The sequence below is a fragment of the Bradyrhizobium sp. NAS96.2 genome (assembly GCF_001908235.1).
Classification (GTDB): Bacteria; Pseudomonadota; Alphaproteobacteria; order Rhizobiales; family Xanthobacteraceae; genus Bradyrhizobium.
Map to the genome: position 1 here is coordinate 23,186 of NZ_LGHK01000083.1, position 17,289 is coordinate 40,474.

A 17,289-nucleotide genomic window follows, 5' to 3' on the forward strand; every position below is an offset into this window, starting at 1 on the left:
GTGCCGTTCTCTGACAGGTGCGAGGGTTGGCTCGAATTTTACCAAATTCGGGAAAGGCTTTTTGAAGCCCTGCATTCTACCTTGCGCGCGGGCAAGGGAATAGAATGTCGGGCGTCACTTTCAACCGCAACCGGGTCAGGCTCAAGAAGGTTCTGGGTATCCGTGCCCGGCTCGCCTTGCTTGCGGTGATGCTGGTCGCGCCGCTGATGCTCGATCGCGTCCGCACGCTGGAAGATTCTCGCAGCAAGCAGATCGCGCAGGCCGCGGCCGGCTATGCCAACCTCACCGCACACGCCGCTGAAACCCAGCGCGAAGTGGTATCCTCGGTCGAGACCATGCTGAAATCGGCCGCCTATATCCGCGCCTCCGGCGGCATTGGGCAGAGCTGCGAGGTGCTCCGCGCCAGCCTGCCGACGGTGCTGCCCTGGATCCGCAGCATTATGTTCGTGTCCAGGGACGGACTGGTGCAATGCTCGACGCTGAACAGCCAGGTCGGGCTCAGCATCGGCGATCGTGAATATTTCAAGAAGGCGCAGGACAACCGCGGCTTCGTGTTCAGCGACTATCTGCGCGGCAGGACCAATGGCCGCGCGATGATGATGGCGGCCTATCCGGTGGCCGCGATCAATCCGGAACAGGACGCCATCGTGGTCGCCGGCATCAACATCGACTGGCTGTCGCAGATCATGGCCAATCTCGGCGGCCAGCCCGGCATGTCGGCCGCTCTGGTCGATAGCACCGGCGTTGTGATCGCGGCTCCATCGGATCATGCAAGCCTGATCGGCCACTCGCTCGACACCATCCCCTTGATGTCGGCAATTGCCGAGAAGGCGCTGAGCTACGACGAACCGTCGGGCTCGGTGTCGCTCACGGCTTCCGACGGCGCACAACGTACGCTGAGCTTCGCCCGCATCGCCGGAACGCAATCCCGGCTGATCGTCAGCATGGACGAGGCCAAGGTGACGGCGGCGATCAACCGCGAGATCCGCACCGCCTATCTGCAGCTCGGCTTCGTCTGCCTTTTCGTTTTGCTGGGCGCCCTCGTCGGCGCAGAACGGCTCGTCATCCATCCGATCGAGCTGATGACCGGCATGGCAAGGCGGTTCGGCGAAGGCGACTGGTCGGCGCGCGTCGCCAAGCACAAGCTGCCGTCGGAGTTCGTGCCCTTGGCGCGCGCCTTCAACGCGATGGCGGCGCAACTCAGCCAGCGCGAGCGCGAGCTCGTTGAGTCCAACGACCGTCTCACCGTGATGGCTTCGATCGACGCGCTGTCGGGCCTCGCCAACCGCCGCGGCTTCCAGAGCCGGCTCGACTTCGAGTGGATGCGGGCGCAGCAGTATGAATGCGAGCTGTCGCTGATGATGATCGATGTCGATCACTTCAAGCTCTACAACGACACCTACGGCCATCCCGAAGGCGACGCCTGCCTGACGCGGATCGGCGAGGTGCTGTCCGGTATCGCCGCCGACACGATGGGCTTCGCCGGCCGTTATGGCGGCGAGGAATTCTGCCTCTTGCTGCCGAACACCGACGCCGCGCATGCGCTGGCGATCGGCGAGACGGTGCGCACCGCAGTACTTGGCCTTGCCGTACCGCACGCGCCCTCGAGCCATTGCGTCGTCACCGTCAGCGTCGGCGTCGCAACGACCAAGCCGAACGAGACCCAGCGCCCCGGCGATCTGATCGAAGCCGCCGACGCCGCCCTCTACGCCGCCAAGCGCCGCGGCAGGAATGCCGTCATCGAGCACGGCTTCCTGCAGACGCTGGATGAAGCCGGGATGGCGCTGGCGAGCTAGCTGCATCGCCCCGTGCAGGTGGAGCAGCATCAAGTGCTCATCCCTCGCGCCAACAAACAAAATGATTGCTGGCGCTCCCATCGACAGGCAGCGGGATCGTACCCAATTGATATTCCGGATGCCGCCGTGACCCGTTTCGGATCCCGGTGCGCCACTGCTATTAGGTCAATGGTGCTGCCCGATAGCCCCTCGTTCCGAAGTTGCCGGGCATCCCTCTACTCACCATCGTGCGGCCATGCTTTGGTCAAAACTGCGTTGAGTGCTTGGCGGGAACATCGACGTCATGACAATGCGATTCGCCTCTTTTGGTGACACTGGATCAGGGGACAGGTCGCCAACGCATTCTTGAGATGCCCACTGCAAAGGCTTGCGATGGAAAGGGCAGGGTTCGGCACAGCCAAGATGCTCGCTTTTGGCGACGCTCGGAGCATTGCGACCTACGCGGTCGAAATCCTGATAATCGCCGCGATTTATGGCGGCCTTGCCGAAGCCGCGCGGCTCCTTCCGGCGATCAATCCAACCGCGACACTGCTGTGGCCACCGACCGGGCTTGCGCTCGCGCTGGTCCTGCTGCGCGGCTACCGGATCTGGCCGGCGATCCTGGTGGGGGCCATCTCTCCCTACTTTATGGCCGACCGATCGCTCCTGGAATTTGGCACCGCCGGGATCGGCAGCCTGCTTGCTGCATGTGCCGGGACATGGCTGATCGACCGTTGGTCGAACGGTCGCCAGACGTTTGCCACGCCTGTCGGTGTCGCGAAGTTTGCAATCATTTCCTGTGCGCCGACCACGATCATCAGTTCAACCATCGCCTCGGCCGGCTTCGCGCTCGCCAATGAATTGAGCCTTTCCGATTCCGTCGTCGCCGGGGTGACCTGGTGGCTTGCGGACACTGCCGGGACCCTGGTCATTGCTCCGCTCATCGTACTCTGGGCGACGATGCCCTTACGCATTCCTTCCAAATGGAAGCTGTTGGAATCGATCGCTATCCCCGTTCTCGCCGGCATCGTCGGGATCGTTGCTTACAGCCCGCTCATCGGTAGCGACCTCATCAGCCCTGACCTCGACGTGTTGCTGCCGCATCGGAGCCTTCTGGGCTTTCTGGTTCTGCTGCCCTTGATCTGGGCCGGCCTGCGCGGCGATCGATGCACCGTGTCGACGGCTGCGTTCATTTTTGTCGGAATGGCCGTGTGGGGGTTTTCGGTAGGGAATGATCCATTTCCGAAAATGGATCCGAATGGCGCACTGTTATCCTTGCTCGTGCTCTCGATCAGCGTATCGGCACCTCCTCTTGCGCTGGCAGCGGCAATTGCGACGCGCCAGACCACGGAAGACCATCTCCTTTCTGTCCGGGACCAACTGAACGGTCAACTTGAACGGAAAGCCTTGGCGCTCGACAACATCAGGCGGCATTTCCAGACCCTTATCGAAGGCGTCGTCGACTATGCGATTTTTGCGCTCGATCGAGAGGGACACGTTACGAGTTGGAATAGCACCGCTCAAAAGATCATCGGCTACAGCTCGGAAGAAATCATCGGCAAGCATTTTGGAATTTTCTATCGGCCGGATGAACGCCGCGCGGGCTCGCCAGCACACGCGCTCGAGACGGCAATCGAAAGAGGCAAGTACGACGTGGAGGGTTGGCGCATCAGAAAGAATGGTACGCCGTTCTTCATCACGGGCTCCGTCTCGTCGAGCCACGATGACGCAGGAAATCTGATCGGCTTCATCAGTATTCTGCGCGACGCAACCGAGCGGCGCGACGCGGAGGAAAAGCTGGTCCAGGCCCGCGAACAGCTCGCGATGTCTCAGAAAATGGAGGCGATCGGCAAACTGACCGGCGGGATTGCGCACGACTTCAACAATCTATTGATGATCATCGGAGGCAGCGCCCAGATCTTCACACGCCTGCTTGATCCAAAACTGCCCAAAGCAATCGAAGCCATCCAGACCGCGGCCAAACGCGGCGAGAGCCTCACGCGCCAATTGTTGACCTTCTCTCGTCATCAGCATCTCAGCCCGACGGTCGTTGATCTGAATGCATCGATCAAGAACATGCGGACCATGATTGAAAGCTCGCTGCGCGGGAACATCGTGTACAACGAGAACGTCGGTGAGGGCATAGCCTCGGTCAAGGTGGACCTCGCCGAGCTGGAGCTTGCGATCGTCAACATCGCCGTCAATGCGCGCGATGCAATGCCAAGCGGCGGCACGTTCACCTTGTCCGTCCATGCGGTGACCGCGAACCAGGAGACCGGCGGCGATCGCCGCGCAAAGGCTTTCTTTGCAATAGCGCTTGGCGATACCGGCACCGGTATTCCGCCAAATCTTCTGTCCAAGATGTTCGATCCGTTCTTCACGACCAAGGAGGTCGGCAAGGGCACCGGTCTCGGTCTGTCCCAGGTCTATGGTTTCGCCCACCAGGCGGGTGGAACGGTGACGGCAGACAGCAAGGTTGGTCAGGGAACAACGATTACGATCTATTTGCCATCCTGTGCAGACGAGCAAACCGCCAGCAAAGACCTCGCCGCCGCCAGAGCAAGACCGAAGCAGCCGCAGCGGCAGACGGTTCTTGTTGTCGACGACAGCCCCGAAGTCGCGGACGTGACATCCTCGCTGTTCGAGCATCTGGGCTATGAAACGATCTATCGGGATTCGGCCGAAGCGGCGTTGAAACTGCTCGATGCCGGCACCAGGATCGATCTCGTCTTCAGCGATATCGTCATGCCAGGAACCATCGATGGCGTCGGGCTCGCGAGAGAAGTGCGGTCGCGGTACCCGGGTTTGCCGATCGCCCTTACAACCGGTTACAGCGACGCTGCAAATGCAGCACCCCCAAGTCTAAAGATACTCCGCAAGCCGTTCGACACCGAGGCCCTCAGAGATTTCATCCAGGATCTTGCGCCCCCGAGATCAGCGCGAGCATCCGTCGTGCCTTTGGCATCAAACACGACCGACGCGCGCAGACATTGACCGGTCGCGCCATCGCGGGCGCTGTTCGGGCGGTGCCCGAGGGACAAAACTCGGGCAAATCATGTCGCGGGAATGCGGAATTGCGCCTCATATGACGCTGTCGTCGCCCGGCTCGACCGGGCGATCCAGTACGCCGCGGCCCCTCGGTTCAAGCATGGACGTCTCTGGAATACTGGGTCACCCGGTCAAGCCGGGTGACGACACCAAACGGGCTCCTGACGGGGTGCCCACCTCGCTGGCGGCCCCGGCATGACCATTTGGCAGGCCCCAAGCCGTTGACCGAACAGGCGCTTTTGTGGCCTAGTCCGCCGTCCCCGGATGGGACCCGAAAATCACCGAAAACCACCCAAAATCCTTGCGATTTCATGACCGCCGAACGCTACAACGCCCGTGAATCCGAACCCCGCTGGCAAGCCATCTGGGACGAAAAGGCGATCTTCGCCTCCAAGAACGACGATAAGCGGCCGAAATACTACGTGCTCGAGATGTTCCCGTATCCGTCCGGGCGCATCCATATCGGGCATGTCCGCAATTACACGCTCGGCGACGTGCTGGCCCGCTTCATGCGCGCCAAGGGTTTCAACGTGCTGCATCCGATGGGCTGGGACGCGTTCGGCCTGCCGGCGGAGAACGCCGCGATCGAGCGCAAGGTGGCGCCGAAGGCCTGGACCTACGACAACATCGCCGCGATGAAAAAGCAGCTGCGGTCGATCGGCCTGTCGCTCGACTGGTCCCGCGAGTTCGCGACCTGCGACCCCAGCTACTACAAGCATCAGCAGAAGATGTTTTTGGACATGCTGGCGGCCGGCCTCGCAGAGCGAGAGAAGCGCAAGCTGAACTGGGATCCGGTCGACATGACCGTGCTCGCCAACGAGCAGGTGATCGACGGCCGCGGCTGGCGTTCGGGCGCCGTTGTTGAACAACGGGAAATGAGCCAGTGGGTCTTCAAGATCACGAAGTACGCGCAGGAACTGCTGGACGCGCTTGATGGTCTCGACCGCTGGCCGGACAAGGTGCGGCTGATGCAGCGCAACTGGATCGGCCGCTCCGAGGGCCTGTTGATCCGCTTCGCGCTGGATGCGGCGACCACGCCGGCCGGCGAGACCGAGCTGAAGATCTTCACCACGCGGCCGGACACGCTGTTCGGCGCGAAATTCATGGCGATCTCGGCGGATCATCCGCTGGCGCAGGCGGCTGCCGCCAAGAATCCGAAGCTTGCGGAGTTCATTGCCGACATCAAGAAGATCGGCACCGCGCAGTCGATCATCGACACCGCCGAGAAGCAGGGCTTCGACACCGGCATCAAGGCGGTGCATCCGTTCGATCCGAGCTGGAAGCTGCCGGTCTATGTCGCGAACTTCGTGCTGATGGAATACGGCACCGGCGCGATCTTCGGCTGCCCTGCGCACGACCAGCGCGACCTGGACTTCGTCAACAAGTACAATCTCGGCAACGTGCCGGTGGTCTGCCCGGAAGGACAGGACCCGAAGACGTTCGTCATCACCGACGTCGCCTATGACGGCGACGGCCGCATGATCAATTCGCGCTTCCTCGACGGCATGACCATCGAAGCCGCGAAGGAAGAGGTCGCCAAGCGGCTGGAATCGGAAATGCGCGGCAATGCACCGGTCGGCGAGCGGCAGGTGAATTTCCGCCTGCGCGACTGGGGCATTTCACGGCAGCGCTACTGGGGCTGCCCGATCCCGGTGATCCATTGTCCCAAGTGCGACGTGGTGCCGGTGCCCGACGACCAGCTGCCGGTGACGCTGCCGGAGGATGTCTCCTTCGACAGACCGGGCAACGCGCTCGACCACCATCCGACCTGGAAGCACGTCAACTGTCCGAAGTGCGGCGGCAAGGCGGTGCGCGAGACTGATACGATGGACACCTTCGTGGACTCGTCCTGGTATTTCGCGCGTTTCACCGATCCGTGGAACAAGGACGCGCCGACCACCCTAGAAGTGGTCGATCGCTTGATGCCGGTCGACTGGTATATCGGCGGTGTCGAGCATGCCATCCTGCATCTGCTCTATGCGCGCTTCTTCACGCGCGCCATGAAGGCGACCGGTCACATCAAGTTCGATGAGCCGTTCAAGGGGCAGTACACCCAGGGCATGGTGGTGCACGAGACATACAGGAAGGCCGACGGCACCTGGGTCACGCCGGCCGAGGTGAAGATCGAGGTTGATGGCAACGCCCGCCGCGCGGTGCTGCTTGAGACCGGCGAGGACGTCGCGATCGGCCCGATCGAGAAGATGTCGAAGTCGAAGAAGAACACCGTCGACCCTGACGACATCATCGCGAGCTACGGCGCCGACGTCGCGCGCTGGTTCATGCTGTCCGACTCCCCGCCCGACCGCGACGTGATCTGGAGCGACGAGCGGGTGCAGGGTGCCGCGCGCTTCGTGCAGCGGCTGTGGCGGCTGGTGAACGAATCGGCCGAAATCGCCAAGACCGCGCCGACGGCCCGGCCGGCCAGTTTCGGAGCCGAGGCGCAGGCGCTGCGCAAGGCGGCCCATGGCGCGCTCGACAAGGTGTCGTCCGGGATCGAGCGGCTGCATTTCAACGTCTGCCTCGCGCATATCCGCGAATTCGCCAATGCGCTGGCCGAGGTGCTGGCCAGAGGTGACAAGCCGGCGGCGGATGTGGCCTGGGCCGTCAAGGAAGCCGCGACCATCCTGGTCCAGCTGTTCTCGCCGATGATGCCGCATCTGGCCGAGGAGTGCTGGGTGGTTCTGGGCCAGACCGGGCTGGTTTCCGAGGCCGATTGGCCGCAAATCGAGCGCGATCTGCTGGTTGAAGACAGCGTGACCCTGGTCGTCCAGGTCAACGGTAAAAAACGAGGTGATGTTACCGTGCCACGCACCGCCCAAAATGCGGATATAGAGGCTGCCGTTTTGGCGCTCGATGCGGTAAAAGCCGCCTTGGACGGCAAGCCTGTCCGCAAGGTGATCGTGGTGCCCATGAGGATCGTCAATGTTGTCGGCTAGGATCAGGATCGCCGCCCGGCTCATCGCTATGGCTGCCTTGGCCGCGCTGACGGCCGGATGCTTCCAGCCGATGTATGCCGAGCGCACCCTCGACGGTTCGCCCGCCCTGCGCGAAAAGCTGATGGGCGTCGAGGTTCCGCCGGTCGACAAGCCGAACGCCTCCCGCGAGGCCCGGGTCGGCGTCGAGGTCCGCAACGCCCTCGCCTTCAAGCTCTACGGCACCGCCACCGGCATGCCGCCGACGCACCGCCTGGTGCTGCGCTTCTATACAAGCCGCTCATCGCTGATGATCGACCCGACCACCGCGCTGCCGACCAGCGAGAACTACGGTATCGACGCCCAGTTCAACCTGGTCGAGATCGCCTCGAACAAGTCTGTGATGACCGGCACCACGTTCTCGCGCGTGTCCTATGACATGCCGGGCTCCTACCAGCGCTTCGCGCGCCAGCGCGCCCTCCGCGATGCCGAGGACCGCGCCGCGCAGGAGATCGCCGACAATATCCAGACCCGGCTCGCCTCGTTCTTCTCCAGCGGGACCTGATCGCCGCATTGGTCGCACTTCGCGGAAAAGAGATCGACAGCTTCCTCGCCCGGCCCGACGCCGGCCGCCCGATCATCCTGCTTTACGGCCCGGACCTCGGCCTGGTGCGCGAGCGCGCCGACGCGCTGATGGCCTCCGCGGTCGACGATCCCAATGATCCATTCTCGCTGGTGCGGCTCGATGGCGACGAGCTCGCCGCCGAGCCATCGCGGCTGGTCGATGAAGCGATGACAGTGCCGCTGTTCGGCGGCCGCCGCGCCATCCGCGTCCGCGCCGGCTCGCGCAATTTCGCAAGCGGCGTCGAGACGCTGACCGAAACGACGGCGCTCAGGGATTGCCGCATCGTGATCGAGGCCGGCGACCTCCGCCCGGAATCGCCGCTGCGCAAGATCTGCGAGCGCGCCAAGAACGCGGTCGCGATCGGCTGCTATCCCGACACCGAGCGCGACCTGACCAAGCTGATCGAGGACGAGCTGCGCGTCTCCAACCTGCGGCTTGGGCAAGATGCGCGCGCGGTGCTGATGTCGCTGCTCGGCGGCGATCGCATGGCCTCGCGCAACGAGCTGCGCAAGCTCGCGCTGTTCGCGCACGGCAAGGGCGAGATCACGCTCGATGACGTCATGACCGTGGTCTCCGACGCCTCCGAGCTGAAGCTCGATCCGATCGTCGACGGTGCGTTCGCCGGGAACGCGGCGCTGGTCGAAACCGAGTTCACCAAGGCGATGGTCGCCGGCACCTATCCCGGCGTGATCATCTCGGCCGCGCAGCGCCAGGCGGCGTGGCTGCACAAATCGGCGCTGGCGATCGCGGACGGCACCCCGGCGTCAGCCGTGCTCGAAGGCGGATTTCCGCGGCTGCACTTCTCGCGCAAACCCGCGGTCGAGATCGCGCTACGAAATTTTACGCCGCAGCGGCTGGTGAACATCATCGATCAACTTGCGACCGCGGCGCTCGACATGCGCAAGCAGGCCGCGCTCGCCGCCGTGATCGCGCATCGCGCCCTGCTCTCGATCGCGGTGAATGCGAAGCGAAGAGGATGAAATCGTCCTGTCTTGGGGTCGTCATTGCGAGCGAAGCGAAGCAATCCATCGCTCCGCACATGGGGACAGGTGGATTGCTTCGTCGCTATCGCTCCTCGCAATGACGAGGAGAGAGATTGGAAAAACTAGCCGCCTTCCAGCCGCCGCACCACTTCGTCGAGCTGTTCGAGGTTGCGGTAGTTGATCTGGACGGTGCCGCCGGGATCGCGGTGGCTCACGGTGACGGTCAGGCCGAGCGCATCGCTGACGCGCTTCTCGAGCGCCAGCGTATCGGCATCCTTGTCGACCTTGGTCGCGCTGCCCGAGCGCGCCTTCTGCGGCTTGCGCTCCGGCACGCCCTCTTCATGCGCCAGCGCCTCGGCCTGGCGGACGTTGAGGCCCTCGGCGACGATGCGCTTCGCGGCCGCGAGCGGATCCGGCACGCCGATCAGCGCGCGGGCGTGGCCGGCGGAGAGATCGCCCTTCGAGATCAGCGCCTGCACTTCGCTCGGCAATTTGGTCAGCCGCATCATGTTGGCGACATGGCTGCGGCTCTTGCCGACGATCTTGGCGATGTCTTCCTGGCTGCGTTTGAACTCGTCGGCGAGCGAGTGATAACCCAGCGCCTCCTCCATCGCGTTGAGGTCTTCGCGCTGCACGTTCTCGATGATCATGATCTCGAGCGCGTCGGAATCGGAGACCTCGACCGGCACGATCGGCACTTCGTGCAGGCCGGCCAGTTGCGAGGCACGCCAGCGGCGTTCGCCGGCGATGATCTCAAAGCGGTCCTGCGCGCCCTTGATCGCGCGCACCACGATCGGCTGGATCACACCGCGCGCCTTGATCGAATCGGCGAGCTCGCCGAGCTCGGCATCGGCGAAGCTGCGCCGCGGATTGCGCGGGTTGGCCTTGAGGAATTCGATCGGCACCTTGCGCTGGTTGCGCGGCCGCTCGACATGCGCGGCCGCCTCGCCGCCGACATCTCCGATCAGGCTTGCCAGCCCGCGCCCCAGTCGCGAACGCGCTTCATCGGCCATTGTTGCGAGCTCCCTTGGATTCACACGCAGTACTCCGAACTTCGATATCTGGATTGTAGGATGGGTAGAGCGCAGCGAAACCCATCACTCTCATTCAGTGCCGCGATGGGTATCGCTTCGCTCCACCCATCCTACGCATTGCCATCAATGCGCGCGCAGCTCGCGCTCGCGCTGGATCACTTCGGTCGCGAGCTTGAGATACGCATCGCTGCCGGCGCATTTGAGATCGTAGACCAGCACCGGCTTGCCGTAGGACGGCGCCTCCGAGATGCGCACGTTGCGCGGGATCATGGTGTCGTACACCTTGTTGCCCATGAACTGGCGCACGTCGGCAACGACCTGGTTGGAGAGGTTGTTGCGCGAGTCGAACATGGTCAGGACGATACCGTGGATCGACAGCGTCGGATTGAGGGTCGAGCGCACCTGCTCCACCGTCTGCAGCAATTGCGACAGACCTTCGAGCGCGAAGAACTCGCATTGCAGCGGCACCAGGATCGCGTCCGACGCGGCCATCGCATTGACGGTGAGAAGGTTGAGCGAGGGCGGGCAGTCGATCAGCACATAGGTGTAGTCGGCTTCCGGCGAGACGTTGTTGTTCAATCCGGCGATCGCATCGCGCAGCCGGAAGGCGCGGCCCGGCGTGGTGCCGAGCTCGAGCTCGAGGCCGGAGAGGTCCATGGTGGAGGCGGCGATGTGCAGCCGCGGCACCGCGGTCGCGACCACGGCATCGCGCAGCGGCGCTTCGCCGATCAGCACGTCGTAGGTCGAGCAGCTGCGGTTGCGGCGATCAATGCCGAGACCGGTCGAGGCGTTGCCCTGCGGATCGAGATCGACGATCAGGACGCGCTCGCCAATCGCAGCGAGTGCGGTACCAAGATTGATCGCTGTGGTGGTCTTGCCGACGCCGCCCTTCTGGTTGGCGAGCGACAGGATGCGCGGATGGCCCGGCGCTTGGAGCGCCTTATCCCCTTGATAAACCTCGTCCATCACAGTCATACCAAAATACCATTTGCTCTTGCGGAGTCCCCTAGCGCCGCTCGATTAACCCGAGTTCGACGATCCAGCCCTGTCCGCCGGTCCGGCTGGAGTGTAGCTTTGGCTCAATAATCCAATATTTAGTGGCCTCGGTCAATTCGGCCTCTACATCTTGACCCTTCAAAAACAGCGCTTTAGCGCCCTTTTTGACCCACGGCTCCGCAAAGCCGATCAGTTGATGTAACGGAGCCAGTGCCCGCGCGGTGACGCAATCGATGGGACCCGCGATTCTATCCACAGTATCCCCGATATCAGCCAGATGCACCGTCCCCGGCGACGCCGTGACCCGAATCGCCTCGCGCAAGAATGCGGCCTTCTTGGCGATTCGCTCAACCAGATGGATCTGCGTGCCCGGCGTCTCGGCCAGAGCGCAGGCGAGCACCACGCCGGGGAAGCCACCGCCGCTGCCAAGATCGACCCAGGATTTTGCCGTCGGCGCGAGGCTCAAGAGTTGTAGCGAATCGGAGATATGGCGGGTCCAGAGATGCGGCAGCGTGGACGGCGCGACGAGATTGGTCTTGGCCTGCCACTCCAGGAGGAGGGCGACATAGCGATCGAGCCGCGCCTCCGTTTCACGTGAAACAGGGGTGAGGGCCAGCGCCGCCGCTTTGTCGGCTGCGGAGATTTGGAGGTCTGCAGAACGGGAGGCTGAAGCCATTCTCTTGAATGCCAGGTTGGTGTCCGTCATTGCGAGCCAACGGGTCGCGCGAACGCGCGCCCGATGACAAGCTCCGAGAAGCAATCCATCTCACAGCTTGCGGAGACATGGATTGCTTCGTCGCTTCGCTCCTCGCAATGACGGCGTCAGGCCGCATTGTTTCACGTGAAACGTCAGGCCGTCGCCTTGGCCGATTTTCGTCGCGCCTCGCGCCGCAGATAAGCGGCCAGAATACCCAGCGCGGCCGGCGTCATCCCATCGATCCGTCCCGCCTGCCCGACCGTCCGCGGCTGCGCCTTCTGCAACTTGGCCCGCGCTTCATTCGAAAGACCGGGCACGTCGGCATAGTCGACATCGGTCAAGACCAAGCCCTCGTCGCGCCGGAAGGCGTCGACGTCGGCGGTCTGGCGCTTCAGATAGACATCGTATTTCGCATCGATCTCGAGATGCACCGCGATCGCACGGTCAATGGCCGACAGCTCCGGCCAGATGGCCTGGACCGCAGGCCATTCGATCTCGGGATAGGCCAGCAGCTCGAAGGCGGATCTACGATTGCCGTCGCGATTGAGGGCGAGCCCGTGCTTGGCGGCCTCGTTCGGTGTGATCGCAAGCGACTTCGCCAAGAATTTCGCAGCTTCCAGCGCCGCCATCTTGGTTCGGTGGCGTTCGGCGCGCGCCGTTCCGACGCATCCGAGCGCGATGCCCTTGTCGGTCAACCGCTGGTCGGCATTGTCGGCCCGCAACGTCAGCCGATACTCGGCGCGCGAGGTGAACATCCGATAGGGCTCGGTGATCCCCCGGGTCACAAGGTCGTCGATCATGACCCCGAGATAGCCGTCAGCGCGGTCGAACACGATCGGGTCGGTCCCACTGGCGGCCAGAGCGGCATTGAGGCCGGCAACGATGCCCTGCCCCGCCGCCTCTTCGTATCCCGTGGTGCCATTGATCTGGCCGGCCAGGAAAAGCCCGCGCAGACGCTTGGTCTCGAGGGTCGGATCGAGCTCGCGCGGATCGACGTGGTCGTATTCGATCGCATAGCCCGGCCGGACCATCTTTACCCGGTCCAAGCCAGGGATGCTGGCAAGGATCGCGAGCTGGACCTCCTCCGGTAGCGAGGTCGAGATGCCGTTGGGATAGACCGTCGAGTCGTCGAGCCCTTCCGGCTCCAGGAAGATCTGATGGCCGTCGCGATCACCAAAGCGGACGATCTTGTCCTCGATCGAGGGACAATAGCGCGGTCCAGAGCTCTTGATCTGGCCGGAATACATGGGCGAGCGGTGCACATTGGCCCGGATCACCTCATGGGTGGCCGGCGTGGTCCGCGTGATGCCGCACTGGATCTGCGCCGTCGTGATCCGGTCCGTCATGACCGAAAACGGCTCCGGCGGCTCGTCTCCGGGCTGCATTTCGACCGTTGACCAGTCGATCGTGGTGCCGTCGAGGCGCGGTGGCGTTCCGGTCTTGAGCCGGCCGAGCACGAAACCTGCCCGCTCGAACGACGCAGACAAGCCCATGGCTGGTGCCTCGCCGACCCTGCCCGCCGGCCAGTTCTTCTCGCCGAGATGGATCAGACCACGCAGAAAGGTGCCGGTCGTGATGACAACCGCACCTGCGGAAAGCTGACGGCCGTCGCCCAGGTGAATACCGGTCACGCGCCCATCAACGACGATCAGTTCATCCGCCTCGCCTTCGATGACGGAGAGGTTCGCGGTCTCGGTGATCGCCGCCTGCATCGCGGCCGCATAGAGCTTGCGGTCGGCCTGAGCCCGGGGACCGCGGACGGCCGGACCCTTCCGGCGGTTGAGCATGCGAAACTGGATACCGCCGGCATCGGCGACCCGGCCCATCAGACCATCGAGAGCGTCGACTTCGCGGACCAGATGGCCCTTGCCGAGCCCGCCGATGGCGGGGTTGCAGGACATCGCGCCGATGGTTGCAAAACGATGGGTCACCAGGGCCGTCTGCGCGCCCATCCGGGCAGCGGCGCTCGCGGCCTCGCAGCCGGCATGGCCGCCGCCGATGACGATGACGTCAAATGAGTCTGCCCTGGAGATCATGGCGGGACTTCTATCGTGGAGTGATGAAAGCCGGAAGAACGAAGTTGAGATCGGCTGTCTGAGACCCGACCATCTGAGCGAAATATGGATCGATCCGGACCGCTCACAATGACAGGTGGAGCTGTTTCACGTGAAACAAGCGCGGTCACGCCAAGCCAAATGTTTCACGTGAAACGGGAGACGCTCGTTAACCAATCCAAAACCATGTTTCACGTGAAACAGGTCCGGCCCCCGACTACTTCCCGACGCAGAACTCGCGGAAGATGACGTCCAGGATGTCCTCAACATCGACCCGACCGAGCAGACGGCCGAGTGAAGTGGCCGCCCTGCGGAGTTCCTCCGCCGCCAGCTCCTCACCCTGCCCGACCACATCGATGCTGCGCTGAAGCGCGTCGACGGTCTCCTCGAGCAACCCGCGTTGCCGGGCCCGGCTGATCAAACCGCCTTCGCTGGTTCCAAAATAGTCGTGGGCGAAACCGACCAGTGCGGTGATCAGCTCAGAGAGGCCATCACCGCGGGCCGCCGAGATCCTGAATTCGGCGGTGCTGCCACCCTCGCCCGACTGAGCCCTGACCAGGTCGATCTTGTTTCGCACCAGCCAGGTCGGCGTCGTCCCACCGTGCCCCGCCTTCTCGGTGCCGCTGTCGGCCAGCCAAAGCACGAGGTCGGCTTCCGCGGCACGGGCCCGGGCGCGGCGAACACCCTCCTGCTCCACCGGGTCATTCGTCTCGCGGATCCCGGCGGTGTCGATGACTGTGACCGGATAGCCGTCGAGGTCGAGCTGCACCTCAATCACGTCGCGGGTCGTGCCGGCATACGGCGAGACAATTGCGACCTCGCGCTTGGCGAGCTGATTGATCAGGGTCGATTTGCCGACATTCGGCGGACCCGCGATCGCGACCACCAGACCGTCGCGCAGCCGTTCGCTTTGGCCCTGCCCCGCTAGCACTTCTCTGATCTCATCATGCAGCGCCCGGACCTTCTCGAGCGCCGGCGCGATCAGCTCCGCCGGCACATCGCCTTCGTCGGAGAAATCGATGCCGGCCTCGATCAGCGCCGATGCCGCGATGATCCGCTCGCGCCAGTCCCGGGCGCGATCGCCGAGCAGCCCTTTCAACTGTCGCAGCGCCTGGCGCCGTTGGCGATCAGTGTCGGCGTGAATCAGGTCGTCGAGACCTTCGGCCTCAGTCAGGTCGAGCTTGCCGTTCTCGAATGCCCGCCGGGTGAACTCGCCTGGTTCAGCCGGCCGGACGTTGTCGAACGCGGCGATGGCATCGAACGTCGCCGACAGCACCGCGCGTCCACCATGGACATGGAATTCGGCAACGTCCTCGCCGGTCGCACTTGCCGGGCCTGGGAACCAGAGCACGACCGCGTCATCGATTGGCTCAGGCTTTGAATTGTGGAGCAGCGCGCGGGTCGCCACTCGCGGGGCCGGCATCTTGCCCGTCAGTCCTTCAATGACCGACGCGGCCATTGGGCCAGACAGCCTGACAATGGCGATCGCGCTCGGCGGCCGTCCGGAGGATAAAGCGAAGATGGTTTGGTCGCGCGGATGCATTGCCTATTTCTTCCCAAGCCAATCGGCAAAGGCAATGCCGCTTCCATTTCGCATGCAATATTGCGGAATGCTGCATTGCAGCATAGCCGAGTTTCATTGCATCAGCCACGCAGCAATTTTGCTGCGGTTCTGCCGGCTTGCGCTGAAACCTAAATCATAAATATAAATTATATCAGTCGGTTACATGAATATTCGGCGCACTGACCGAGCTCGATTCATACTGCACTTTGCTGCAGCAAATCCGCAGCATGAAAAAAGGCGCCCCGATTGTGCGGAGCGCCCTGTTCTCTTCGGCCTCTATTCGACCTTGGCCTCAGGTGTTCATGGAATCGAAGAATTCCGAATTGCTCTTCGTGTTCCGGAGCTTGTCGAGCAGGAAGTCGATCGCGTCCATGGTGCCCATCGGATTGAGGATGCGGCGCAGGACGTACATCTTCTTCAGCACCTGCGGATCGGTGATGAGCTCCTCCTTGCGGGTGCCGGAGCGGGCGATATCGATCGCCGGGAAGGTCCGCTTGTCCGAGACCTTGCGGTCGAGGATCAGTTCGGAGTTACCGGTTCCCTTGAACTCTTCGAAAATGACTTCGTCCATGCGGCTGCCGGTATCGACCAGCGCGGTCGCGATAATGGTCAGCGAACCGCCCTCCTCGATGTTGCGCGCGGCACCGAAGAAGCGCTTCGGGCGCTGCAACGCATTGGCGTCAACACCGCCGGTCAGCACCTTGCCGGATGACGGCACGACGGTGTTGTAGGCGCGGCCGAGGCGGGTGATCGAATCGAGCAGGATCACGACGTCGCGGCCGTGCTCGACCAGGCGCTTGGCCTTCTCGATCACCATCTCGGCGACCTGGACGTGGCGCACGGCGGGTTCGTCGAAGGTCGACGACACCACCTCGCCCTTCACCGAACGCTGCATGTCGGTGACTTCTTCCGGACGCTCGTCGATCAGAAGCACGATCAAATAGCAATCAGGATGATTGGCGGTGATGGAGTGCGCGATGTTCTGCATCAGCACGGTCTTGCCGGTGCGCGGCGGCGCCACGATCAGCGCGCGCTGGCCCTTGCCGATCGGCGCGACGATGTCGATCACGCGGGCAGAAAGATCTTTCTTGGTGGAATCCTCAAGCTCCATGCGGAAACGCTGATTGGGAAACAGCGGCGTGAGGTTGTCGAAATTGACCTTGTGCTTCGACTTTTCCGGGTCTTCGAAATTGAGCGTGTTGACCTTCAGCAGCGCGAAATAGCGTTCGCCTTCCTTCGGGCTGCGAATATGGCCTTCGATCGTGTCGCCGGTGCGCAGGCCGAAACGGCGGATCTGCGACGGCGAAACGTAGATGTCGTCAGGGCCGGGCAGATAGTTCGCGTCGGGCGAACGAAGGAAGCCGAAGCCATCGGACAGCACCTCCACGACGCCCTCGCCGACAATGTCGGTCTCGGCGGCGGCGAGGTTTTTAAGAATTGCGAACATCAGCTCCTGCTTGCGCATGGTGCTGGCATTCTCGACCCCGTTCTCTTCCGCAAACGAGACGAGCTCGGCGGGCGTTTTAGATTTGAGGTCCTGGAGTTTGATTTCCCGCATTGGGGTAGTCCTSCTGTGAGGAAGGTAAGTAGGGAAGGGGTGC

Annotated in this window: 12 protein-coding genes; 6 read left to right on the forward strand and 6 right to left on the reverse strand. The window is 63.1% G+C overall.

Annotation, left to right across the window (positions count from 1 at the left end; translation table 11 throughout):
- The first annotated feature begins 104 nt into the window (after nt 1-104).
- The 5 genes from AC628_RS19515 to holA all read left to right on the forward strand — a co-directional run bounded on the left by AC628_RS19515 (nt 105) and on the right by holA (nt 9,340).
- The gene (locus tag AC628_RS19515) at nt 105-1,796 is read left to right on the forward strand and encodes a sensor domain-containing diguanylate cyclase (RefSeq protein WP_074128404.1); all 1,692 of its coding nucleotides are present in this window, start codon (nt 105-107) and stop codon (nt 1,794-1,796) included.
- Between the two features lie 372 nt (nt 1,797-2,168).
- Complete coding sequence (locus tag AC628_RS19520) at nt 2,169-4,769, forward strand: MASE1 domain-containing protein (protein WP_074128405.1); 2,601 nt, start codon at nt 2,169-2,171, stop codon at nt 4,767-4,769.
- Between the two features lie 365 nt (nt 4,770-5,134).
- Nucleotides 5,135-7,759: a leucine--tRNA ligase gene (leuS, locus tag AC628_RS19525; RefSeq protein WP_074128407.1), complete on the forward strand. Its 2,625-nt coding sequence runs from the start codon at nt 5,135-5,137 to the stop codon at nt 7,757-7,759.
- Entirely contained in the window at nt 7,746-8,300 is a 555-nt protein-coding gene (lptE, locus tag AC628_RS19530; protein WP_074128408.1) for an LPS assembly lipoprotein LptE, read from the forward strand. The genes leuS and lptE overlap by 14 nt, the downstream gene beginning before the upstream one ends.
- Before the next feature lie 8 nt (nt 8,301-8,308).
- A complete protein-coding gene (holA, locus tag AC628_RS19535) occupies nt 8,309-9,340 on the forward strand; it encodes a DNA polymerase III subunit delta (RefSeq protein WP_074128409.1) in 1,032 nt (343 codons plus the stop codon).
- 125 nt (nt 9,341-9,465) lie between these two features.
- On the opposite strand, the gene AC628_RS19540 is transcribed toward holA, so the two are convergent.
- From AC628_RS19540 to mnmE, 5 genes are all read right to left on the reverse strand, one after another.
- Entirely contained in the window at nt 9,466-10,356 is an 891-nt protein-coding gene (locus AC628_RS19540) for a ParB/RepB/Spo0J family partition protein (RefSeq protein WP_074128410.1), read from the reverse strand.
- A 144-nt stretch (nt 10,357-10,500) separates the two neighbouring features.
- On the reverse strand, nt 10,501-11,352 hold the full coding sequence (locus tag AC628_RS19545) for a ParA family protein (protein ID WP_074128412.1): 852 nt from the start codon (nt 11,350-11,352) through the stop codon (nt 10,501-10,503).
- A 31-nt stretch (nt 11,353-11,383) separates the two neighbouring features.
- Entirely contained in the window at nt 11,384-12,049 is a 666-nt protein-coding gene (gene rsmG, locus AC628_RS19550) for a 16S rRNA (guanine(527)-N(7))-methyltransferase RsmG (RefSeq protein ID WP_074128418.1), read from the reverse strand.
- Between the two features lie 173 nt (nt 12,050-12,222).
- The gene (gene mnmG / locus AC628_RS19555; protein WP_074128413.1) at nt 12,223-14,106 is read right to left on the reverse strand and encodes a tRNA uridine-5-carboxymethylaminomethyl(34) synthesis enzyme MnmG; all 1,884 of its coding nucleotides are present in this window, start codon (nt 14,104-14,106) and stop codon (nt 12,223-12,225) included.
- Between the two features lie 235 nt (nt 14,107-14,341).
- Complete coding sequence (gene mnmE, locus AC628_RS19560) at nt 14,342-15,667, reverse strand: tRNA uridine-5-carboxymethylaminomethyl(34) synthesis GTPase MnmE (protein ID WP_074128415.1); 1,326 nt, start codon at nt 15,665-15,667, stop codon at nt 14,342-14,344.
- Here mnmE and AC628_RS19565 point away from each other — a divergent pair.
- Entirely contained in the window at nt 15,567-15,827 is a 261-nt protein-coding gene (locus tag AC628_RS19565) for a hypothetical protein (RefSeq protein ID WP_245321229.1), read from the forward strand. The two genes, mnmE and AC628_RS19565, sit on opposite strands and share 101 nt — an antisense overlap.
- Nucleotides 15,828-15,980: 153 nt before the next feature.
- Here the strand turns inward: AC628_RS19565 and rho are convergent, their stop codons facing one another.
- Nucleotides 15,981-17,246 carry a transcription termination factor Rho gene (gene rho, locus AC628_RS19570; RefSeq protein ID WP_016841461.1) on the reverse strand — a complete coding sequence of 422 codons (1,266 nt, stop codon included), beginning with the start codon at nt 17,244-17,246 and terminating at the stop codon, nt 15,981-15,983.
- Between the last annotated feature and the right edge of the window lie 43 nt (nt 17,247-17,289).